This window comes from Pseudonocardia thermophila (assembly GCF_900142365.1).
Taxonomy (GTDB): Bacteria; Actinomycetota; Actinomycetes; order Mycobacteriales; family Pseudonocardiaceae; genus Pseudonocardia; species Pseudonocardia thermophila.
The window spans coordinates 70334-92228 of record NZ_FRAP01000017.1 but is presented as its reverse complement, the minus strand read 5'-3'; the positions used below and the strand labels follow the sequence as shown (position 1 = coordinate 92228).

The 21895-nt window shown below is 72.3% G+C and carries 19 protein-coding genes; 1 reads left to right on the top strand and 18 read right to left on the bottom strand.

Annotation, left to right across the window (positions count from 1 at the left end; genetic code table 11):
- Nucleotide 1: 1 nt before the first annotated feature.
- Complete coding sequence (locus tag BUE41_RS21175; RefSeq protein WP_073458964.1) at nt 2-1048, top strand: NAD(P)-dependent alcohol dehydrogenase; 1047 nt, start codon at nt 2-4, stop codon at nt 1046-1048.
- Nucleotides 1049-1895: 847 nt separating this feature from the next.
- Here BUE41_RS21175 and BUE41_RS21170 read toward each other — a convergent pair.
- The 18 genes from BUE41_RS21170 to BUE41_RS21085 all read right to left on the bottom strand — a co-directional run bounded on the left by BUE41_RS21170 (nt 1896) and on the right by BUE41_RS21085 (nt 21708).
- The gene (locus tag BUE41_RS21170; protein ID WP_073458898.1) at nt 1896-2264 is read right to left on the bottom strand and encodes a spore germination protein GerW family protein; all 369 of its coding nucleotides are present in this window, start codon (nt 2262-2264) and stop codon (nt 1896-1898) included.
- An 88-nt stretch (nt 2265-2352) separates the two neighbouring features.
- Nucleotides 2353-3654, bottom strand: coding sequence for an acyl-CoA dehydrogenase family protein (locus BUE41_RS21165; RefSeq protein ID WP_084755520.1), 1302 nt, complete (start codon nt 3652-3654; stop codon nt 2353-2355).
- Between the two features lie 502 nt (nt 3655-4156).
- Nucleotides 4157-4675, bottom strand: coding sequence for a peptidoglycan-binding domain-containing protein (locus tag BUE41_RS21160; protein ID WP_143172279.1), 519 nt, complete (start codon nt 4673-4675; stop codon nt 4157-4159).
- Between the two features lie 240 nt (nt 4676-4915).
- Complete coding sequence (locus BUE41_RS21155; RefSeq protein ID WP_073458896.1) at nt 4916-6856, bottom strand: primary-amine oxidase; 1941 nt, start codon at nt 6854-6856, stop codon at nt 4916-4918.
- 58 nt (nt 6857-6914) lie between these two features.
- A complete protein-coding gene (locus BUE41_RS21150) occupies nt 6915-8159 on the bottom strand; it encodes an aminotransferase class V-fold PLP-dependent enzyme (protein WP_159444942.1) in 1245 nt (414 codons plus the stop codon).
- A gap of 93 nt (nt 8160-8252) precedes the next feature.
- Nucleotides 8253-9713: an aldehyde dehydrogenase family protein gene (locus BUE41_RS21145; RefSeq protein WP_073458895.1), complete on the bottom strand. Its 1461-nt coding sequence runs from the start codon at nt 9711-9713 to the stop codon at nt 8253-8255.
- 36 nt (nt 9714-9749) lie between these two features.
- Nucleotides 9750-11252 (bottom strand): amidohydrolase, encoded by a 1503-nt coding sequence (locus tag BUE41_RS21140; RefSeq protein WP_073458894.1) that lies wholly within the window; start codon nt 11250-11252, stop codon nt 9750-9752.
- Nucleotides 11249-12751, bottom strand: coding sequence for a gamma-glutamyltransferase (locus BUE41_RS21135; protein WP_073458893.1), 1503 nt, complete (start codon nt 12749-12751; stop codon nt 11249-11251). The genes BUE41_RS21140 and BUE41_RS21135 overlap by 4 nt, the downstream gene beginning before the upstream one ends.
- Nucleotides 12752-12754: 3 nt before the next feature.
- Nucleotides 12755-13393 carry a cyclase family protein gene (locus BUE41_RS21130; protein ID WP_073458961.1) on the bottom strand — a complete coding sequence of 213 codons (639 nt, stop codon included), beginning with the start codon at nt 13391-13393 and terminating at the stop codon, nt 12755-12757.
- Between the two features lie 17 nt (nt 13394-13410).
- The gene (locus BUE41_RS21125) at nt 13411-14211 is read right to left on the bottom strand and encodes a creatininase family protein (RefSeq protein WP_073458892.1); all 801 of its coding nucleotides are present in this window, start codon (nt 14209-14211) and stop codon (nt 13411-13413) included.
- Nucleotides 14212-14237: 26 nt separating this feature from the next.
- Nucleotides 14238-14699 carry a cytidine/deoxycytidylate deaminase family protein gene (locus BUE41_RS21120; protein WP_200804050.1) on the bottom strand — a complete coding sequence of 154 codons (462 nt, stop codon included), beginning with the start codon at nt 14697-14699 and terminating at the stop codon, nt 14238-14240.
- The gene (locus tag BUE41_RS21115; protein ID WP_073458891.1) at nt 14696-15460 is read right to left on the bottom strand and encodes an amidohydrolase family protein; all 765 of its coding nucleotides are present in this window, start codon (nt 15458-15460) and stop codon (nt 14696-14698) included. The genes BUE41_RS21120 and BUE41_RS21115 overlap by 4 nt, the downstream gene beginning before the upstream one ends.
- A complete protein-coding gene (locus BUE41_RS21110; protein ID WP_084755513.1) occupies nt 15457-16449 on the bottom strand; it encodes an ABC transporter ATP-binding protein in 993 nt (330 codons plus the stop codon). Before BUE41_RS21110 ends, BUE41_RS21115 begins: the two co-directional genes overlap by 4 nt.
- Complete coding sequence (locus BUE41_RS21105) at nt 16446-17480, bottom strand: ABC transporter ATP-binding protein (protein ID WP_200804049.1); 1035 nt, start codon at nt 17478-17480, stop codon at nt 16446-16448. The genes BUE41_RS21110 and BUE41_RS21105 overlap by 4 nt, the downstream gene beginning before the upstream one ends.
- Entirely contained in the window at nt 17477-18226 is a 750-nt protein-coding gene (locus tag BUE41_RS21100) for an alpha/beta fold hydrolase (RefSeq protein WP_073458890.1), read from the bottom strand. The genes BUE41_RS21105 and BUE41_RS21100 overlap by 4 nt, the downstream gene beginning before the upstream one ends.
- Complete coding sequence (locus BUE41_RS21095) at nt 18223-19251, bottom strand: ABC transporter permease (protein WP_073458889.1); 1029 nt, start codon at nt 19249-19251, stop codon at nt 18223-18225. The genes BUE41_RS21100 and BUE41_RS21095 overlap by 4 nt, the downstream gene beginning before the upstream one ends.
- A complete protein-coding gene (locus tag BUE41_RS21090) occupies nt 19248-20141 on the bottom strand; it encodes an ABC transporter permease (protein ID WP_073458888.1) in 894 nt (297 codons plus the stop codon). Before BUE41_RS21090 ends, BUE41_RS21095 begins: the two co-directional genes overlap by 4 nt.
- On the bottom strand, nt 20134-21708 hold the full coding sequence (locus tag BUE41_RS21085; protein ID WP_200804048.1) for an ABC transporter substrate-binding protein: 1575 nt from the start codon (nt 21706-21708) through the stop codon (nt 20134-20136). Before BUE41_RS21085 ends, BUE41_RS21090 begins: the two co-directional genes overlap by 8 nt.
- Nucleotides 21709-21895: the final 187 nt, after the last annotated feature.

The following is a 21895-nucleotide window of genomic DNA, read 5'->3' as shown; positions in this document are numbered from 1 at the left end:
CGTGCGTGCGCTGCGCCTGCTGGACTGGAAGTCCGAACCCGAGCTCGTCGAGGTCCCGCGGCCTGAACCCGGTCCCGGTCAGGTCGTGATCCGAGTGGGGGCCGCCGGGGTGTGCCACTCCGACCTGCACCTCATGCACGACTTCTCCCCCGGCATGCTCCCGTGGGAGCCGCCGTTCACCCTCGGCCACGAGAACGCCGGCTGGGTGCACGCGCTCGGCAACGGCGTGACCGGCCTGGAGATCGGGCAACCGGTCGCTGTGTACGGGCCGTGGGGCTGCGGCACGTGCGCGCGCTGCCGGCTGGGCATCGACACCTACTGCGAGGACCAGGCGAACGCGCCCGTGCCGAGCGGCGGGGGCGGGCTCGGCCTCGACGGCGGAATGGCCGAGTTCATGCTCGTGCCCGACGCTCGGCACCTGGTGCCCTTGCCGGACGGGCTGGATCCGCTCGACGCCGCGTCGCTCACCGACGCCGGGTTGACGCCGTACCACGCCGTTCGGCGGTCGTGGCCGAAGCTGGTGCCGGGGGCCACCGCGGTCGTCATCGGAGTCGGCGGGCTCGGGCACATCGGAGTGCAGATCCTGAAGGCGACCACAGCGGCTCGGGTCGTCGCGGTCGACACCCGTGACGCCGCCCTGCGGCTCGCTCTGGATCTCGGTGCTGATCACGTCGTGCCCGCCGGGGATGACGCTGCAGCCGAGATCCGGTCGTACACGGCGGGTCGAGGGGCGGATGTCGTCCTGGACTTCGTGGGGAGCGATTCCACGCTCGCCCTGGCTGCGTCGACCTCGCGGTCGCTCGGGGACCTGACCATCGTCGGGATCGGCGGGGGCACTCTGCCCGTCTCGTTCTTCGGGGTGCCCTACGAGGTCAGCGTGCAGACGACGTACTGGGGGACGCGACCCGAGCTGGTCGAGGTCTTGGACCTCGGGGCGCGGGGGTTGGTGAAGACCTCGCAGTCCGTGTACGGGCTGGATCAGGCCCTGCGGGCCTATCAGGACCTGCGGGAGGGGAAGATCGAGGGGCGGGCGGTCGTGACGCCGTAGGTACGGTCGGGGGCCGCGAGTCTCGCGTCCCGTCCGGCGAGTTCGGCGGTCGGTGTGGCGAGTTTCGCGTGCGGTGTCGCGGGTGATGCGGTCCGGGTGCTCGCGGGGGTCGACGGACGGAAGTCCGCGCGTCGCCGGGTGTACGGGGCTTGTCGGGGATGTCGGGGGTTCGTTGGGGCGTACGGGGGTTGGGCCCGGGGCGCTGCCCCGGAACCCCGCCGGGGCGCTGCCCCGGACCCGGTCCTCCCTCCGGTGGTACCCCGGGCCGCTCCACCGCCGCTCGGCCGCCGTGGTGGTGCCGCAGGGCCCTCGCGGGTGGGCGTCCGACCGACGGTGGAGCCTTCATTTCACTCGGTTGACCGCGTGCTGCTGCGCACAACCAGGGCAAAGCCCTAGGGCTCGGGGAGATCTGGGCGGGAAAGCCCGTGTTCCCGCCACGAAACGGCAGAAGATCCACGCTCCCGCACACCCCACCGTGCCCACCGCAGCTCCCGGAACCTCCGCCGCCCGGGGGCCCGGGAGATCGTCGGTGCCCGCCGCTACGTCCGGAAAGCCGCGGCACCCGCCTCGCTGGACGAGGCCTTCGGTGGATTCGCGGTCGCCACCCAACACGCCGACGCGGCGGTGGCGCGACAGGACCAGACCATGCTCGCCGCCGCCCACGCCCTGGTCGACGCCCTGATCGCTCGCGGGATCACCGATCCCGACGACGTCGAACGCGTGGTGACCACCGAACGACCGAGAAGGAAACGACGACCGAAACCCCGACCACCGTGAACCACACTCGGATCAGAGGCGCGAAACCCCGGCGCCGGGACACAGGTCACGGCGCCGGGGTCGGCGTGGATCACTTGTGCGCGGCTCGGGCTCTCAGCCAGCTGCGGAGGACGAGCAGGCCGACGGCGGCGACGATCTGCGCGCCGACGACGATGCGGTTGACGTCGACGGCGGGTTGCCAGGAGACGTTCCCGTCCTTGATCACGAACACGCCTGCTGGAGCGACGCCGAGGCCGAAGCCGCCCCCGGAGTTGGAGCTGCGGCCCTCCGGCTGGCCGTTCTCGCCGCCCGCGGGCTGCTCGCCGCCGCCCGCGCCACCGCCACCGGAGAGGCGCGACACCGGGATGACGGTGACGCCGTCGCTGTGGATCGGCTCGCCGAACACGCGACCGGCCGACATCGTCTCCCGAGCCTTCGACAACAGGTCCGAAACGGACATCCGAGACCTCCTTGCCGTTGTTCGTCGCGAACCATGATCGCGGCTGGCGAGCAGGCGGGGCAGGGCCGTTCGGCCCTGCCCCGCCGAATCAGCTGCCGGCGTACAGCTGCCGGGCGACCTCACCCGCGCGCTCGGCGGCGGCGAGGTCGAGGACGTCGGCGTAGCCGCCCGTTCGGGCCGGGTCGAGCTCGCGGATCCGGCGCAGCTCGAGACGGGCGATCTGGTTGCGGTGCACCTCGTCGGGGCCGTCGGCGAGGCGGAGGAACCGGGCAGTCGCGTACGCGGCGGCGATGCCGAAGTCGTCCGTCACGCCCGCGCCGCCGAACGCCTGCAGCGCCCAGTCCAGCACGCGGCACGCCATGTTGGGTGCGGCGACCTTGATCATCGCGATCTCGGTGCGGGCCGCCTTGTTGCCGAAGTTGTCCATCGCCCAGGCGGCCTTGAGGGTGAGCAGACGGGCCTGCTCGAGGAGGATGCGCGACTCGGCGATCCGCTCCATCGTGACCGTCTGCTCGGACAGCGGCGCACCGAACGGGGTGCGGGCGTCGGCCCGCCGGCACATCCGCTCCAGGGCACGCTCGGCGAGCCCGATCAAGCGCATGCAGTGGTGGATGCGCCCGGGCCCGAGCCGGCCCTGCGCGATCTCGAAGCCGCGCCCCTCCCCCAGCAGGATGTTCTCCACCGGCACGCGGACGTCCTCGAACACGACCTCGGCCGCCTTGTCCAGCTGGCCCAGGTAGCCGAAGATCGGCAGCGGCCGGATCACGCGGACCCCGGGGGTGTCGGCGGGCACCAGGATCATCGACTGCTGACGGTGTCGATCCGGCGAATCCGGATCCGTCTTACCCATCAAGATCAGAATCTTGCACCGCGGATCCGTGGCGCCGGTGGTGAACCATTTCCGGCCGTTGATGACGTACTCGTCGCCGTCCCGGTGAATGGACGTCTCGATGTTCGTCGCGTCACTGGAGGCGACCAGCGGCTCGGTCATCGCGAACGCCGAGCGGATCTCGCCGTCGAGCAGCGGCTGCAGCCACCGCTCCTTCTGCGCGGGCGTGCCGTAGCGGGCGAGCACCTCCATGTTGCCGGTGTCCGGCGCCGCGCAGTTGAACACCTCGGGCGCCATCGGCGAGCGGCCCATGACCTCGCACAACGGCGCGTACTCGAGGTTGGTCAACGTGCCGCCCGCCTCGACGGGCAGGAACAGGTTCCACAACCCGGCCGCCCGAGCCGTCACCTTCAGCTCGTCGAGGATCGGGGCGTGCCCGTACGGGCCGGCCAGCTGGGTCTGCTCCAGGAAGAGCCGCTCGTTGGGGTAGATGTGCTCCGCCATGAAGTCTTCGAGGCGCTCCCGCAGCTCGAGCACTTCGGGCGTGAATTGGAAATCCACCGGATTCTCCTCCAACCGTTTCCGCGGCCGCCGCACCGAACCTGCCCGAAAGGCCAGGAACGGCACGCGAGGCCTTCCTCCACGGTACGGGACACCAGCCTTCCCCACCTTTTCGGCAGGGTTGCGGGAAAGACTCGGCCTGACTGTCGACCTCGTCCGACGGTCGACGCACGGCGGCAGCTGCTCGGCGGGGTCGTCGGGGTGCACCGGACGCACGATCGTGAGGTCCTGCGACGGCCGGCCGAACGCCCGCGGGGTACCACACCCCAGATGCACCGAACGGCCTTTCGTCCGCTCGGAGTGGACCGCGGGGTGCGCGGAACCGCATCGCGCAAGAGTTGCGGCCGTCAACACTGCGCAATCATCCGGACCGACCAGAGTTGCGGCAGCATGATCGCGACTTTTCGGCGGCAGTACCCGTGCACTACCCGCGACGCCGCGGAGCACCCTGAACGCGCCGAGCCCCACGTGCTTCGCACATGGGGCTCGACAACGCGGTTGTTCAGCTGTTCATCGTGTTCATCTGGTTGTTGCCGTGGGCCAGGAAGTTCGCCAGGGCGGCCTGGGTGGCGGCGTTCATCTGGCCGGTCTGCGGCAGCCCCGCGTCCCGCTGCAGGTACGTGATCGCCTGCCTGGTCTGCGCGTTCATGATCCCCGTGATCGGGCCCTCGTAGTAGTTGAGCTGCCCGAGCTCCTTCTGCAGGGTCTCGATCGCCGCCGACGGCTTCACCGGCGGAGCAGGCGGCGTGGGCGGCGTGAGCGGGGTGACGTCGTGGTGGACAACGCTCCCCCCGGTGCTCGCCCCGGCGGGGGATGAGCCGTCGTCGATGATGATCGTGCTCGGCTGCGCGACCGGCTGCGGCTGCGTCGCCGCGGCGCTGTTGCCGCCCAGACCCAGGACGAGGCCGGTGGCGACACCCGCGCCGGCCAGCACGCCGGCGAGCGTGAGGGCGACGCCCTTGCCCCAGGTGTTCGTCGACTCGACAGCCGCGGGGGCGGGGGTGACGGTCGTGGTGGTCATCGGGATCAACTCCTTCGTCGTGGTTCCCGGGGTGTTTCCCCGGTGCCACAAACTTCCCGCGAACCAGCCGCCGCCACCGTCGGGCGGACGGCCGGTGCCGCGGTTGATCCCGCTGTCGGTCGATCGGAGGACCCGACCACCGATCGGTGCGGCCGTCGCGATCGGCGTCCGCGACGGCCGCCCCTCCACGTCCGGGTCCCGGCCTGGCCGGTGGGCCTTCGGCCAGGCCGGGCCACCCCGTCACGCCGTCGCCGCACCTCCCGCCGGCTCGGCGCTGCAGCAGTGCGAGCCGTCGGTGGAGTGGGTCGAGCGCGAGCGGGGCAGATCGAGGGACGGGTTGCGGTCGAAGAACCCGTCGGGCTCGAGCCGGAACCCGATCCGGTGGACCGCCATGATCGGCCACTCCTCGGGACGCGGATCGTGGTGCACACCGACGACCGGCCACAGCACCAGCTCCGCGCCGTCCAGGTCGCGGTCGGCCTGCTGCCAGACGTGGACGCCGTCGTCGCCGAGCGCACCCTGGTTCGGGTACTCGCCGGCGATGAACCGCTGCTGCGGGTCGTACGCGCTCGCCCACAGCTGCTTGGCGACGAACGGCGCCTTCCGCGCGGCGACGCTGCCCTCCCGGGCGTACAGGCGCGCAGTGTTCGGCAGCGCGATCCGGTACGCCGTGGGGTCGCCGAACCGGTTGACGCGCGTGGTGGACTCCACCCGCCAGTGCACCGCCCGGGCCGGGTCGGTGCTGCGCGCAGCCTCGCTCTCGCGGCGGATCGGCGTGCGCACCATCCGGCACGCGTTGCCGTACGGGTTGAGCGCGTCGTCCTGCTCGAGTTCGGCGTGCACCTCGAACAGCCTGTTGAGCGGACCGTCGACGGCCATGTCCAGGCGCAGCCCGAAGTAGTGCTGGTGGTTGGGCGCCTGCACGTTGGGCGCGACCAGCCGCCCGTACTCCGGCTTCTGCCCGTCGGCGATGCCCGAGACGGACATGATCCCGGTGAGCTTGATCTCCAGGTCGATCATGCCGTCCTGGTAGAAGTTCCAGTAGAAGCCGTAGTCGTAGTTCGCGACCGTGGCCCAGAACGACACCACCAGGCGGCGGCAGCGGCGCACCTCGCCGTGGCCGGTGCGGCTGTTCACGTGCTTCCACAGGACCGAGTAGTCCTCCTCGTGGAGGCACACCGCGTTCTTGATCGTGCGGGGCTCGCCGTGCCCGTTGATCACGCCCGCGTCGAAGTAGCGGATCTCGCCCAGGCAGTCGCAGCCCAGCTCGAGCGACGGGGCCAGCGGCCCGGCCCCGTACTCGCCCCAGTCGAAGAAGTTCTTCCGGTACGCCGTCGGGTCGGGGTCGAGGTAGGGCACGTACATGTCGCTCACCGCGGCGCGCTTCATGACGGGCCGGACATCGTCACCGTCCCGGTAGACGACGTCGTGCAGGACCATGCCCTCGCGGTGGGTGAAGCCGATCCGGAACTGCCAGTTCTGCCAGGTGACCTGGTAGCCGTCGATCGAGAAGCCGGGGCCATCCGGCTGGATGATCTCCAGCGGCGCCACCTCGCGCGGCGGCCCCCACACGCCCTCGGCGTAGTTGCCGTGCTCGGGGGCCATCGGGAAGACCCCGTGGTCCTCGATCTCGACGATCTCCAGCCGCTCCAGGTCGATGATCGGGACGAGGCCGGCCACCGGACGGGCGTAGCCGTTGTCGCGCTCACCCTCGGTCAGCCAGACCGAACCCCAGGCCAGCCTGCGGTCGGCGTACTCCGGCGGCTCGAAGCCGGTGATCGACTCCGGGTCGACCCACACCTTCGAGGGATCGTCGATGCCGCGCTTCTTCAGCGCTTGCTGGAACCGGGGATCCTCACGGCAGGCCTGGGCGGCCATGCGGGCCTCCTCCGAGGAGATGCCCACCCGCCGGTTGTCCACGGCCGACCACGACCCGAGGGAGGCCGTGCGATCCGTTCCGGAGGTCCACCCGGTGACCTCCCACGCCTGGTGCGTGTCGGGGTTGAGGACGACCGCCCGGACCGGGCGCCCCTGGTCGTCGGCGAGGGAGCGCGCCAGCGACTCCTCCACCGCGACGCCCCAGAAACGCGGCCGCGACCCGACCCGTGGATCGGCCTTGATGAGCTCGACCACCTCCGTCAGCTCGGCCTCGGTCAGGGGGTCGCTCCAGTGCCTGCTCATCCGTCTCCTCCCACAGTGGTGCCGAGGGGGCCGAACCGGTCCCGGCCGCCGCGGGTCGTCATCGCGTCCTCCCCGCCGGTTGCCGCGCCTCGCGCGCGATCGCCTCGACCACGTCCAGCATCGCGGCCACCTCGTGCTCGTCGTTGTAGACGTGCAGCGACGCCCGCACCACGGCGCCGAGCTTGCGAAAACCCAGGTCCCACTGCCCGTGCCCGGCCGGGACGGTCACCACCTTGATCCGGTGGCGCGCGAGCCGCTCCTTGACGCGATCCGGCTCCGCGCCGTCGACGGTGAACGTGACGATCGCCGACGCCGCGGCCTTGGGGTCCTGCACCGTGACCCCTTCGATGGCCGCGAGTCCGCTGCGCAGCCGCTCGGTCATCGTCGCGAGGTGCGCGGCCGTCGCCGGCACCCCGCGATCGAGCAGCTCCCGCAGCGCCACGCCGAGGCCGAGCCGCGCCGCGGTGGAGCACTCGAAGGTCTCGAAGCGGCGCGCGGTCGGGACGAGCTCCCACTCGTGGTCGCCCGTCCACTCCGCCCCGCGCACGTCGGGCGCAGCCGGTTCCAACTGTTCGATCAACCGCCGCCGCACGTACAGCACGCCTGTACCGCGCGGTGCTCGGAGGAACTTCCGGCCGGTCGTGGCCAGCGCGTCGCAGCCGATCGCGGCGACGTCCACCGGCAGCTGCCCGACCGACTGCGTGGCGTCGAGGACGTAGAGCGCGCCGTGTCGGCGGGCCAGCTCCCCGATCTCGGCGACCGGCTCCACCAGCCCGGACGAGGTGGGCACGTGCGCGACGCACACGACGTCGCGGCGATCGCCCGCCTGCGCGAGCAGGTCGCGCAGCACCGCGAGATCGACCGACCCGTCCTGGGCGGTGGGCAGCACCGACAGCTCGGCACCGACCCGGGCGGCGAGGCTCATCAGGTGCAGCGCGTGGCTGACGTACGTGGAGCGGCTGACGAGGAAGCGGTGCCCCGGCCCGACGTCCAGGGCGTCGACGACCACGCGCAGCCCGGTCGAGGCGCTGTCGACCAGCGCGATCTCGTCCCGGTGGCAGCCGAGGACGCGGGCGGCGAGGTCGTAGATCTCCTCCACCTGGGGCCGCACCGCCGCCGCGGCCTCGTAGCCGCCTTCCTCCTCCTCACGGCGCAGGTGGTCGACGACGGCGCGCACGACCCCGACGCTCGGCAGCGCCGAGCCTGCGGCGTTGAAGTGGCGGGTGAACGCCACGCCGCGGGTCCGGGCGCGCTCGAGAGCGACGTCGATCAAGTCCGCCGACTCCTGCCCCGGCACCGTCACCACACCACCCTTAGGATCCAAACTTTAAAAATATGGATCCATTGTAAGCCTAGATGTGTCCCTCGGGTTCGGATCTTCATGGTGGGCTGCGCCTCAGAGCCCGACGACCACGGCGCGCGACCGCGTGAACCCGAGCAGCGCCTCGTCACCCAGGTCACGGCCGATCCCACTGTCCTTGAACCCGCCGAACGGCAGCGCGGGATCGAAGACGTTGTAGGTGTTGACCCACGTGGTCCCGACCCGCAGCCGCGCCGCGATCCGGTGCGCCCTGGCCAGGTCCCGGGTCCACACCCCGGCCGCCAGCCCGTACGCGGAGTCGTTCGCGATCGCGACGGCCTCGTCCTCGTCGGCGAACTCCACCACGCACACGACCGGCCCGAAGATCTCCTCGCGGGCGATCACCATGTCGTTGCGCACCCCGGTGAACACGGTGGGCTCGACGTAGAACCCGACCGGGAAGCGCTCCTTCCGGGTGCCGCCGCCGACCAGCAGCTCAGCGCCCTCAGCAGTGCCCTTCTCGACGTAGGACAGCACGCGGGCGCGCTGCTCGGCCGACACCAACGGCCCGACCGAGATACCGCCGCTGAGCCCATCACCCATCGGGACCTCGCGCGCCGCGGTGGCGAACCGCTCCCGGAACTCCGCGGCGATCGACGACTGCACCAGGAGCCTGCTGCCCGCGGTGCACATCTGGCCGGAGTGCCCGAACGAGGCCCGAATCGCCGTGGTCACCGCCGCGTCGAGATCAGCGTCGGCGAACACGATGTTGGCGCTCTTGCCGCCGAGCTCCAGCGTCACCGGGGTGAGCCGGCGCCCAGCCGCCTCAGCCACCAGCCGGCCGACCTCCGTCGAGCCGGTGAAGCTGACCTTGTCGACCCCGGGGTGGGCGACGAGCGCCGCGCCGACCCGGCCGTCGCCGGTCACGACGTTGAACACCCCGTCGGGCACCCCGGCCTCGGCGACGAGCGCGGCGAGCCGCAGCATCGTGAGCGGGGTCTGCTCGGCGGGCTTCACCACCACCGAGCACCCGGCCGCGAGCGCCGGGGCGATCTTGAACGCCCCGGTCATGATCGGGAAGTTCCACGGCAGGATCAACGCGGCGACCCCGGCCGGTTCGGGCGTGACGTAGACGTGGTGCTGTCCGGGGGAGCTGACCGGGATCGTCCGCCCGTACAGCCGTCCCGGTGCGCCGGCGAAGTGGCGGAACGTGTTGATGCTGTTCTGCACGTCCTGGCGGGCGCGCTCGATCGGCTTGCCGTTGTCCCGGGTCTCCAGGACGGCCAGCTCCTCGTGGTGCTCCTCCAACAGCTCGGCGATCCGGGTCAGCACCGCGGTGCGGTGCAGCGGGGCCGGCCCGGTCCAGCGGCCCTCCTCGAACGCCGTCCGCGCGGCGCGCACCGCGCGGTCGACCTGTTCGGTCGTGGCCTGCGCCGCGCGCGTGAGCACCTCCTCGGTCGCGGGGTCGACCACTTCGAAGTGCTCCTCGCCCGGCACCCAGGAACCGTCGATGAACAGCCCGTGCAGCTCGGGCAGGGGCGGGAGTTCGGTGCGCACGTCGTCTTCAACTCCTTCACACGACCCGTCGGGTCGTCATGCAGCCTGTGGGAACTCGGTGACCCGGCCGGCGACGACCGTGGCCAGCACGCTCCCGTCGAGCAGCGCGCCGGGGTCCGGGTGCAGCGGATCGACGTCGATCACCGCCAGGTCCGCCGGACCACCGACCCGCAGCGGATCGGGGGTGAACATCGCCAGCGCCTCCTCGGCGCTCACGGCGAGCTCGGGGCCCAGCGGCTCCTCGTGCCCGCGCACCCGGCGGCTGCGGGCCTGCCACATCCCGAACAGCACACCGACCGGCGGGCCCGGGGCGTCGGACCCGCCCAGCACCGTGACGCCGGCGTCCAGCCAGCGCCGCAGCGGGTTGCTGGCGGCCACTTCCTCCTCGGGCAGCTGGTCGAGCAGGTCGGGGCCGACCTGCCAGTACAGCGCGGGGTGCGCCGAGACGGCGATGCCGTGCTCCGCGCAGCGGCGGATCGCCGCGTCGGTGGGCGCGAGGTAGGCGTGGATGAGGTGGACGCTGCGGCAGGCGCCGGTCTCGATCGCCACGTCCACGACCAGGTCGATCGCCGCGTCGCCCACCGCGTGGACGCCCAGCCCCTCCCCCGTCGCCGCCGCGTGCGCCGCGTAGGCGCGCAGCGTCTCGGTGGGGGTGGACTGCACGCCGCTGCTGCCGGTCCGCGGCCACGGCCGGTGCCGCATCGCGGTGCCCAGCGAGCCGCCGCCGTCGAGGAACAGCTTCGCCGGGCCCCGTGCCAGGAACGCCGGGTCGACCCCGGCGAGCGCCTGCGCGGCGCGGGCGTGCAGCGCCTGCGGGGCCACGTCGGGGCCGCCCAGCGGCATCAGCGTCATCCGCACGTGCACCTCACCGCGGCGGTGGGCGTCCACCCACACGTCGAAGTCGTCCGCGGTCACCGCAGGGTCCTGAGCGCGGGTGATGCCGTGCCGGCGCAGCTCCGCCGTTCCGGCCGCCACCCAGCGGCGGCGGGTCGCCTCGTCCGGCGCGGGGACGTGCCGGCGGACCCGGTCCACCTGGGCGTGCTCCTGGAGCAGGCCGTCGTGGTCGTCGCCGAGCCCGGCGATGCGCGCCGCCGTGCGGTTGATCAGCGCGTCGTGCCCGCGCCGATCCAGGAACACCGGTCGCCCCGGTACCGCCGCCTCCAGCTCGTCGGCCGTCGGCAGCCGCCCCTCGGCGAGATCGGTGATCGAGAACCCGGCATCGCCCTGGATCCAGGTGTCCCCCGGCTCGGCGTCGGCGGCGGCCCGCAGCCGCCGCTGGATCTCGCCGATCGACGTGGCGTCGTCCAGCACCAGCCACGAGAGGCTCCGGCCGAGCCACTGGGCGTGCACGTGGGTGTCGACGAACCCCGGCAGGACGTGCCCGCCGAGGTCCAGCAGTTCGGCGCCGGGCAGCGCAGCGGCGGCCTCCGCCGCGGTCCCCAGGGCCGCGATCGTCCCGCCCGCGATGCCGACCGCCTCCACGCGCGGGCACCCGGGATCACGCGTGTGGACGTCCCCGCGGATGATCAGGCCGCTCACGCCACGACCGCCCGTCCGTCCGCACGCGGGTCGCTCGCCGCGTCGAGGATGCCACCGCGCACCCGGGCGACCTGCACGTGCCCGGCGTCGTCGTCCGGTCCCGGCCAGGCGGCCACGTCCAGCCCCAGCTCGCGGGCGGCTTCGGCCGCCGCCTCGGGCGCTCCCGGCTCAGCCATCAGCGTCGGCCGCTGCCGGCCCAACTCGCGCGATCCGATCACCCAGCGCGGCCGCCCGACGAGCCCGGTCAGGTCGTCGGACGTCACCGTGCCGTCGGCCACCTGGGCGAGGATCCACGGCTGAGCCCGGCCGCCCTGGCAACCCAGCGCCACCACGATGCCGTCGGCCTGGCCGATCACCGGGCAGAGCGTGTGCGGCGGCCGCACCCCCGGGCCGACCACGCCGGGGTGGCCGGCCTCGAGCCGGAACGCGGAGCCGCGGTTGTGGAAGATCAGCCCGGTGGCGGGGTCCATGATCCCGGCGCCGAAGCTCTGGTAGACGCTCATGATCAGTGAGACCGCGGTGCCGTCGGTGCCGACGGCGGTCACCGCGACCGTGTCCCCGGCCGCGACCGGCACCGGGTGAGCGGCGCCCGGCTCGGACCGCCCGGCGAGCAGCGCGTCGACGTCGATCGGGCCGCCCCGCGGATCGCCGAGGTGGGCGTCGCGCGCCAGCTCGGCGGCGCGAGCGCTGCGCACCAGGGCGGCCGGGGTCCCGTCGGGGGCCCCGGTGAGCGCGGCGAGGAACAGCGCACCCTGGCTCGGGGGCGGCGCGACGAACCAGCGGCTCCCGGCGCGCTCGGCCGTCAGCGGCCGGGTGACCTCAGCTTCGTGCGCGGCCAGGTCGTCGGCGTCGACCGGGGAGCCGAGGGCGGCCAGCCCCGCGGCGACGTCGGCGGCGAGCGCGCCGCGGTAGAAGCCGTCGGGATCCTCTGCGACCCGCTCCAGCGTCCGGGCGAGCGCCGGCTGGACGAACCGCTCTCCCTCCGACAGTGACCGGCCGCCGGGCCGCACCAGCGCCGCGAGCCCGGGGTCGCGGTCGAGGACCTCGGCGCGGGACCGGATCGCGCGGGCCATCCCGGCGCTCACCGGGGCACCGTCCCGGGCCAAGCGGATCGCCGAGCGGAGCAGGTCGGCCCAGGCGAGCTGCCCCCAGCGCCGGGAGATCTCCCGCAGGCCCGCGACCGCGCCCGGCACCGTCACGGACAGCGGCCCGCCCGGCGGCATGCGGTCGCTCGCCGCGCGCAGCGCTGCGACGTCGATGTTCCGCGGGGCCGCGCCGGCGGAGAGCACCGCGTGCACCTCGCCGGTGCCGGCAGGGCGGGCCAGCGCGATCAGGTCGCCGCCCAGCGAGCACTGGTGGGGGTAGACGACCGCGAGGACGGCGGCCGCAGCGACGGCGGCGTCCGCCGGGGAGCCGCCCGCCGCGACCGCCTCGGCCGCGGCGTCCACCGCCGCCTGGTGGGGCGCCGCGACCGCGACCGAGTGAGCTTTCGTCGGCACCGCTCAGTCCTGGTCGATCAGCACGGTCCGGGCGAAGGCGCCGTCGGCGCCCTTCAGCTTCGCCGGGAGGCACACCATGAAGTGCTCCTGCGCGGGGACGTCGGTCAGCACCAGGTTCTCGACGATGATCACGCCCGCGCGCAGCAGGACGTCGTGGGTCTTCCAGGTGTCGGTGTGGGAGGGCGCCTCGATGGTGAGGTAGTCGATCCCGACCAGCTTGACCCCGTTGTCGACGATCCACTGCGCCGCGTCCGGCGTCACGCCCACCCAGTCGGGGACCTTCTCGGTCAGGTGCAGCGGGCCGCCCGGCGCGGAGTTGGTGGTCTTGAACAGGACGCGCTCCTTGCCGCGCACCCCCGCGGCCTCCAGGTCGTCGACGGTGATGTCGCCCTCGACCCCCAGCATGTCCACGACGGCGGTCTGCCCGACCAGGGTCTCCAGCTCGATCTCGTCGACCGCCTGCGCGCCGTTGACGAAGTGGTGCGGGGCGTCCACGTGGGTGCCGGTGTGCGCGCCGATGAGCCAGCGGGTGACGTTGGACGCGTCGCCGCGCTCGATCGACTCGACGATGTGGATCTCCGGCTTCTTGCCCCAGTGGAGCATGTCGGGGTGGATGGGGAGGGTGAGGTCGTAGATCTTCACGTGAGTCTCCTGTCGGGTCAGCTGGTGGGCCGGTGCGTCCGCGACGGCCACGGCTCCCGGACGGCGGCGGCCACCGCCTCCGCGGTGGTGCGCACGCACCGTTCGAACTCGTCCTTGCCGTGCTCGGCGGTGGCCAGGTGGACGTCGCGGCCCCACACTCCGACCTCGCTGACCTGGTCCATCCGGTAGTCCCAGAAGCTGTCGACGTCGAGGTGCGAGGTCGCCCGCTCCAGGTGGACCAGGTCGGGACGCAGGTGCAGCATCACCGAGGTCTCGAAGTAGTTGGCGTGCATCAGGCCGCGGCCGTAGGTGACGCGGCCGTCGACCTCGGGCCCGGGGTACATCGTCACGTAGGCGATCGCCCGCACCCGGACGTCATCGTGGGCGACGCGCAGCTTCTCCAGCGCCACGTCCAGAGCGCCGTGGTTCCAGATGTGCCCGGAGACGGTGATGAACTGCCGGACGCCGCTGGCGTAGAGCGACTCCAGGACGTCGTGGACGTAGGCGATCATCGTCTCCGGCTGGATCGTGATGTTGCCGGGGAACGCGCCGTGCGAGCCGGACACGCCGAACGACAGCGGCGGCGTCAGCGGCACGCCGGTCGCCGCGGAGACCGCCTCGGTCACCGCGGTGGTGATCAGTGTGTCGACGTTCAGCGGCAGGTGGGGGCCGTGCTGCTCGACGGCGCCCACCGGGATCATGATCGCGTTGATCCGATCGACGAGCTCGGCGATCGCCGGGTAGGTCAGCTCCTCCCAGCGGATCGGCCGCCCAGTCGGCTGCGGGTCCTGGCGCAGGACCACCTGCGGCTCACTCATGTCCTCTCCTGGAGTCGTCGTGCGGGTCACCAGGCCCGCCGGGTCTTGTCGGGCAGCAGGCCGAGGGCGGGCCGGGTGACGATGGCGTCGTCGTCGGGGCGGGTCAGCCAGATCCGGGCATCGGGGGCGTAGTCGCTGATCAACTCCCGACACACCCCGCAGGGCGCGATGATCCGGAACCGACCGGCCGGCTTGATCTGCACCGACACCACGGCCTCGATCGCGAGCGGGCCGTCCGGCACCGCGGTGCGCGCGGCGCCCATCGCGACACCCTCCGCGCAGATCGAGCTGCGCCGGCACGAGCCCTCCAGGTGCACGCCCCGGTGGACCGAGCCGTCGGCGAGCCGCAGCGCGGTCGCGACCTCGTGCCGTCCGCCCACCCAGACCCGCGCCAGCAGGTCCTCCGCGGCGCGCAGCAGCGCGACGTCCTGCGGCGGCATCTCGGCGGGCGGTGTGACGGCCTGCGGCCGCGCGTCCAGCACCGTCACTTCGCCAGCCCGAGGATCTTGGCCATGTTGCCGCCCTCGACGAGGGCGCGGTCGGCCTCGTCCGGGATCGCCTTGGCGATCTTCATCCGCTCCAGGTCGAAGTCCGAGCCCGGCCACTCGGTGCCCAGCAGGAGCTTCTCCGGGCCGAGCCGGGCGTAGGCGCGGCGGACGTCGGCGATCAGGGTCGCCGAGGTCTCCAGGTAGATGTGCGGGTTGCGCTCGGACACGATGATCGCCTCGGGCACGTTCCAGACCGCGCCCATGTGGGCGATGATCGTCGGTACGGTCGGGTAGTGCTTGGCGACCTCCTCGATCGCCAGCGGGTGGCAGAACGCGTCGTCGAGCGCGTTGATCAGCACCGGCATGCCCAGCTCGGCGCACTTGTCGAAGATCGGGTCGAGCAGGCCGTGGTCGGCGACGTGGTAGCCGTGCAGGCTGGGGTGCAGCTTGAGCCCGACCAGGCCCTCGTCGCGGATGCGCTGCAGCTCGTCGAGGCAGTGGTCGTCCTGCGGCAGCACCATGCCGAACCCGAAGAACCGGTCCGGGTGCTGGCGGACGAGCTTGATGATGTGGTCGTTCTCGATGCGCTGGGCCAGCGAGCAGATCATCGCCATGTCGACGCCGGCGGCGTCCATGCGGGTGAGGATCCGCTGGGGATCGAACGGCACGTACGGCGGCGGCGCCTCACCCCGACGCGCACCGGTCAGGTAGTCCGAGCGGCCCCGGACGTCCTGCGTCGTGTTGTAGGCGTCGATGATCACGAGAATCCCTTCGGGTAGTGGCAGCGGACCTGCCGCCCGGGCGCGATGTCGCGCATCTCGGGCCGGGCGGTGCGGCAGTGCTCGTCGGCGAGCGGGCACCGGGTGGAGAACAAGCACCCCGCCGGCGGGTGCACGGGGTCGGGGAGGTCGCCGCCCAAGACGATGCGCTCGCGGCTGCGGGTGCGCTCCACGACGGGCACCGCGGACAGCAGCGCCTCGCCGTAGGGGTGGGCGGGGCCGGAGAAGAACACGTCCCGGTCGGCGATCTCGACGATCTGTCCGAGGTACATCAGCGCGACCCGGTCGGCCACGTGGCGCACCACGCCGAGATCGTGCGAGATGAACAGGACCGTCAACAGGTACTCGTCGGCGAGATCGGCGAGCAGGTTGACCACCTGCGCCTGCACCGACACGTCGAGCGCCGAGACCGGCTCGTCGGCGACCACGAACCGCGGCCGCGACACCAGTGCCCTGGCGATCCCGATGCGCTGGCGCTGCCCGCCGGAGAACTCGGCCGGCCGCCGGTTGGCGGCCTCCGCGCCGAGCCCGACCCGCTCGAGGATCGTCAGCGCCTCCGCGCGCGCTTCCGCTCTGCTCATGCCGCGGGCGTGGCGCAGCGGCGCGGCGACGATGTCGACGACCTTGCGGCGCGGGTTGAGCGAGGAGAACGGGTCCTGGAAGACCATCTGCAGCTCGGCGCGGGTGCGGCGCAGCTCGACCCCGCGCAGCTTCAGCAGATCGACCCCGCGGTAGCGGACCTCCCCCGCGGTCGCGCGCTCCAGGCGCAGCAGCGTCCGGCCGAAGGTCGACTTGCCGCAGCCCGACTCGCCGACGAGGGCGAGCGTCTCCCCCTCGTGGATGTCGAGGCTCACCCCGCGCAGCGCCTCGAACGTCTCCCGGCCGCGCCGGTACTCGACCGTGAGGCCGTCGACCGCGACGAGCGCCGTGCTCGACGGTGTCCGGGTCGGCTTCCCCGCCACGGCGGTCACCGGTGGTCCTCCTTGGTGCACGCGTCGAGGTGGCCCTGCTCGCCGCCCCGCTGCCGCAGCTCCACCGGCTGCTCGCACTCCGGCCCGGCCAAGCGGCAGCGCGGTGCGAACGCGCAGCCCGGCGGGCGCTCCACCCCGGTCACCGCGCTGCCGGGGATGGCCGAGAGCCGCCCGGTCACCGGTCCGGTGAGGGAGGGGACCACGTCCAGCAGGCCGCGGGTGTAGGGGTGCTGCGGATCGAAGAGCACCTGGTCGCGGGTGCCGTACTCGACGATCCGCCCGGCGTACATCACCGCGATCCGGTCGGCGACCTCCGCGACGACGCCCAGGTCGTGGGTGATCAGGATGATCGACGTGTGGTGCTCGCGCTGCAGCTCCTTGAGCACCTCCAGCACCTGGGCCTGGATCGTCACGTCGAGCGCGGTCGTCGGCTCGTCGGCGATGAGCACGTCCGGGTTGTTGGCCAGGCCGAGGGCGATCATCACCCGCTGCCGCATGCCGCCGGACAGCTCGTGCGGGTAGGCCCGCACAGCGCGGTGCGGATCGGCCATGCCGACGTCGGTAAACAGCTCGATCGCGCGGTTCCACGCCGCGTCCTTGCCCACCGCGCGGTGCGTCGTGATCATCTCGGCGACCTGGGCCCCGGCGCGGTGCAGGGGGTTGAGCGCAGCGAGCGCGTCCTGGAACACCACGGCGATGCCGTTGCCGCGGACCTTGCGCAGCTCGCGGTCGGAGGCGCGGACCAGGTCCATGCCGTTGAACTCGACGCTGCCGGTGATCGTGGTGCGCGGGCCCCGGTTCAGGCCCACGAGCGCCATGGACAGCGCGGACTTGCCCGACCCGGACTCGCCGACCAGCGCCAGCACCTCGCCGCGGCGCAGGGTCAGGTCGACGCCGGCCACCGCGGGGAGCCGGCCGGCCCGGACGTCGAAGGTGACGTGCAGGTCGCGCACCCGCAGCACCTCGTCACCGGCGACGCGGCCGTTCGCTGCGGGCTCGCCGGTCTTGGACACGTCGGACACGGCGGTCACGATCCGCTCCCCGCCTCGACGGTGCTCGGCAGCGGGGCACCGGCGGCGACGGCGTCCGCGGCCGCGGCGACGACCCCGGCCACCTGGACCGGCTGCGTCCACGGCGTGTAGTGGCTGCCGGGGAAGGTGTAGACCGCGCCGCCGGTGCGCCGCGCCATGTCGCGCTGGGTGTCGGGGCGCAGCGTCTTGTCCGACTCCGCGACGACGTACCAGGTCGGCCGGGTGGCCCACGCCGGTTCGCCGGTCGGCTCGGTGAAGATCGCGTTCGCCGAGTCGCGCCGCTCGTCCGCGATCGTGTCCCGCATGTGCTCCGGCAGGTCGAAGGCGACCTCGGCCCAGTAGGCGGCCGATCCGTCGGAGCGCCACTCCCCGTTCGGACCGCGCAGCATGTACTTGGCGGCCTCGGCCGGCGGGTAGCGCTCCACGATCTGGTTGACCGACTCGCCCTCGGCGGGGGCGAACGCGGCGACGTAGACCAGGCCCGCCACCCGCGGATCGCGGCCGGCGTTGGTGATGACCGCGCCGCCGTAGGAGTGGCCGACGAGCAGGACCGGGCCCTCGGGCAGCTCGTCGATCGCCCGCGTCGTCGCGGCGACGTCGGCGGAGAGCGTCGTCAACGGGTTGGTGACGCACACCGTCGCGTGGCCGCGCTCCTTGAGCAACGGCTCGACCAGCGCCCACGTGCTCGCCGTGCCGCCCATGCCGTGGACGAACACGATGCCGACCGGGTGGCCGTTGGCACTCATGCGGTCACCTTTCGCAGACGGGGGTCGAGGACCAGGTAGAGCAGGTCGACCACGACGTTGACCATCACGAAGAGGAAGGCCACCGCGAGCGCGGCGCCCTGGACGATCGGGTAGTCGCGCTGGTGCACCGCGGAGACGAGCAGGTTGCCGACCCCGGGGTAGGCGAACACCATCTCGGTGATCAGCGATCCGCCGAGCAGCGCACCGAACTGCAGGCCGAGGACGGTGACGATCGGCAGCGCCGCGTTGCGGAGCACGTGGTGGCGCAGGACGGCGCTCTCGCTCAGGCCCTTCATCCGGGCGGTGCGGACGAAGTCGTCGCCCAGCACCTCCAGCACCGCCGTGCGCACGATGCGGGTGATGAACCCGGCCATCGACAGCGCCAGCGTGGTCGCCGGGAGGATCAGGTGCTTGACCCACGGCCAGACCAGCTCCGGCCGGTTCTGCAGGATCGCGTCGAGCAGCACGAAGCCGGTCGTGGGGTGGTAGCCGAGGCTGTTGGGCAGGCGGCCGATGATCGGCAGCCACCCCAGCACCACCCCGAAGACGACCACCCCGAGGATCCCCAGCGCGAACCAGGGCAGCGAGAAGCTGACCGTGGCACCGACGCGGATGGCCCCGTCGACGACGGTGTCCTTCTTCCACGCCGCGATGACCCCGGTCACGACCCCGATGAGGATCGCGATCAGCATCGCGGCGACTGTCAGCTCGATGGTGGCCGGCAGGGCCTCCCCGACCAGCTTGAGCACCGAGTTGGAGCCGTAGAAGGAGGTGCCGAAGTCGAGGGTGACCAGGTCGCCCAGGAACGTCAGGTACTGCTTCCACAGCGGCTGGTCCAGTCCCAGCGCGACCCGGATGCGTTCCTCGCTCTGGGTGAACTCCTCCGCGGTGGCGTTCATGTTCCCGCCCGCCGCCAGCGAGGTCGCCGGTGATCCCGGGATCCACCGCATCGCGAGGAACACGATCGTGGACAGCGCCAGGAGCACCGGGATCACGGCCAGCAGCCGCAGCAGCGCGCGCTTCACCGGTTGCTCCTCGGGTCGAGCACGTCACGGAGATCGTCGCCGACGAAGTTGCAGGCGACGACGAACACGAGCGTGGCCAGCGCGGGCAGCAGCACCAGCCGCGGCGCGTTGAAGAGGAACTCCTGCCCGGCGGCCACCATGTAGCCCCAGTCCGGGGTCGGCGGCTGGATGCCCAGGCCGATGTAGGACAGGCCGGCGGCGAACCCGGCGGCGGTGGACAGCGTCATGATCGACTGCGCGAGCAGCGGGCCCGCGACGTTCGGCAGGATCTCGGTGAGGATGATCCCGGGCGTGCGCGCTCCGCCGATCTGCGCTGCGCTCACGTAGTCCTTCGCCGACTCCCGTAGGGCCAGCGCCCGGGCGAGCCGGGCCAATCCCGGGGCGAGGGCGAGCCCGATGCCCAGGGTCAGGCCGGTCTCGCCCGCACCCATGCCGGCCACGATCAGGATGATCAGCAGGATCGAGGGGAAGGCGACCGCGAGGTCGATCAGCCGCATCAGCCACCAGTCCACGCGGCCGCCGAAGTAGCCGGCCACGAGCCCGATCCCGATGCCCAGGACCGCCGCCAGCGCGGTCGCCACCAGCGACACGACGAGCAGCGGTCGGGCCCCGTAGATCATGCGGGCGAGCACGTCGCGGCCGAGGTCGTCGGTGCCCAGCGGGTGGCCGGGCGAGCCGATCGGGAGGAAGGCCTCCCTGGTCTGGCGGAGCGGGTCGAGGTCGGTGACCAGCGGCCCGAAGAACCCGATGACCAGCACCGCCACCAGGATCGCCCAGCTGACCAGGGCAAGGGGGCGCCGGAGCAGGCGGTACCGCCGCCGCAGGGCGGCGGCGCGGCCCGAGGCCGGCGCCGCCGCCCGCGACACGCGGAGCGCGGACTGCTCAGACACGCGCGCCTTCCGGGAAGCACCGGAAGTTGGAGAGCGCGTCGACGTTGAGCCCCTTCACGTTCGCGCCGCTCACGGTGAAGTTGGTGGCGACCGCCAGCATCACCAGCGTCATGTACTCGGTCGCCCACTTGCGCTGGATCTCCGAGTACAGCTTGGTGCGCTCCGGGCCCGACGGCATGTTCTTCGCCTGGTAGAGCAGCTCGTCGAACACCTCCGCGCCCGCGAGGGTGCCCAGGCCGCTGGCCGCGTTGCTGTAGACCGCCTGCGACGGGCTGGCCATCGCACCGACCATGTTGTCCGGGTCGGGGACGTAGGAGTTGCGCTCCCAGATCATCAGCTCGTGGAACTGGCCGTTGGTGTCGAAGATCCGCGAGAAGTAGGTCGCGGGCTCGACCGTCTCGATCTCGGCCTTGAAGCCGACGTCCTCGAGGTTCTGCTTGACGATCTGCGCCGCCTTCGGGTGCCACGAGTCGCTGGCGGCGATGATGTGCAGGGTCCGGCCCTCCGCGCCGACCGACCGGACGAGCTCGCGCGCCTTGTCCGGGTCGTAGGCGGACAGGTCGGCCAGGCTCTCGTCGTAGCAGGGCTGCGCGGGCGGGATGGCGTAGCCCTTGGGCAGGCCGGCGATGCCGAAGAAGGCCTGGTCGATGATCGCCTGCCGGTCGATCGCGTAGTTGATCGCCTGGCGGACCTCGAGCTCCTTCAGCGCGGGCTTGCGCGCGTCCAGCATCATGATCGCGTCGAAGCCGAACGGCGTGTCGTACACGGTCACGTTGTCGTCGTTGCGCAGCCGCGGCGCCGCCGAGAACGGCGTGAACTGGGTGGCCGAGATGTCACCGCTGATCAGCGAGCTGACGATCGTCGAGGGGTCCTGGACCTGCTTGAGCACCAGCTGGTCGACGCCGGGGCGGCCCTTGTAGTACTCGTCGAAGGCCTCGAGGACGACCTGCTGGCCGGAGGTCGCGGACACGAACTTGAACGGTCCAGCACCGACGAGGTTCTTGCCGATGTCGGCGCCGTACTTCTCCAGCGCAGCCGCGGAGATGATCCGGCCGCCGATGTCGGAGAGCCGGGCGAGCGTGGTGCCGTCGGGGCGGGGCAGCTTCAGCTCGACGGTCATGTCGTCGATCGCGCGGATCGTCGCGTTCAGGGAGCTCAGCGGCCGGCTGGCACCCTTGGGCAGGGTCGGGTCGTCCTTGTTGAACTGCCGGTTCAAGCTGGCCACGACGTCCTTGGACGTGAGCTCGGTGCCGTCGTGGAACTTCACGCCCTTGCGCAGGTGGAAGGTGTAGGTGGTGCCGTCGGCGGAGATGTCCCAGGACTCGGCGAGGTCGGGCTGGACCTCCGTCGTCTCGAAGGAGATGAAGGTCAGGCCGCGGCAGATGCAGTCGACGGCCATCCAGTCGCCGACGGTGGTGTAGAACGCCGGGTCGTTGATCGCGCTCGTGCCGTCGATGCCCAGGGTGAGCGTGCCGCCGCTGCGCTCCCCGTCGCCGGAGCTCGAGCCGCCGTCGGCCACGCCGCAAGAGGCCATCAAGGAGGCGACGCCGGTCGTCGCCCCGATCATCGCCGCGGCGCGAAGCAGGCTTCGCCGCGACAGACCAACGCTTCCGATCTGCTCCACCATCGAGATCCCGTCCGTCGTCCGGTGACAGGCGCGGGGGTACGCCTGCCGGCTGCTGAGGTTGGATCCAATCTAGCGTTTTGGGATCCCAGCAGGAAGAGATCGGGTTAAGGTGGTGCAAACTCCGTGT

Bases quoted from the DNA above. Each gene is read 5' to 3' on its own strand.
- BUE41_RS21170 (WP_073458898.1), bottom strand. From the start codon at position 2,264: ATGTCCGTTTCGGACCTGTTGTCGAAGGCTCGGGAGACGATGTCGGCC.
- BUE41_RS21160 (WP_143172279.1), bottom strand. From the start codon at position 4,675: ATGACCACCACGACCGTCACCCCCGCCCCCGCGGCTGTCGAGTCGACG.
- BUE41_RS21155 (WP_073458896.1), bottom strand. From the start codon at position 6,856: ATGAGCAGGCACTGGAGCGACCCCCTGACCGAGGCCGAGCTGACGGAG.
- BUE41_RS21125 (WP_073458892.1), bottom strand. From the start codon at position 14,211: ATGAGTGAGCCGCAGGTGGTCCTGCGCCAGGACCCGCAGCCGACTGGG.
- BUE41_RS21100 (WP_073458890.1), bottom strand. From the start codon at position 18,226: ATGAGTGCCAACGGCCACCCGGTCGGCATCGTGTTCGTCCACGGCATG.
- BUE41_RS21085 (WP_200804048.1), bottom strand. From the start codon at position 21,708: ATGATCGGGGCGACGACCGGCGTCGCCTCCTTGATGGCCTCTTGCGGC.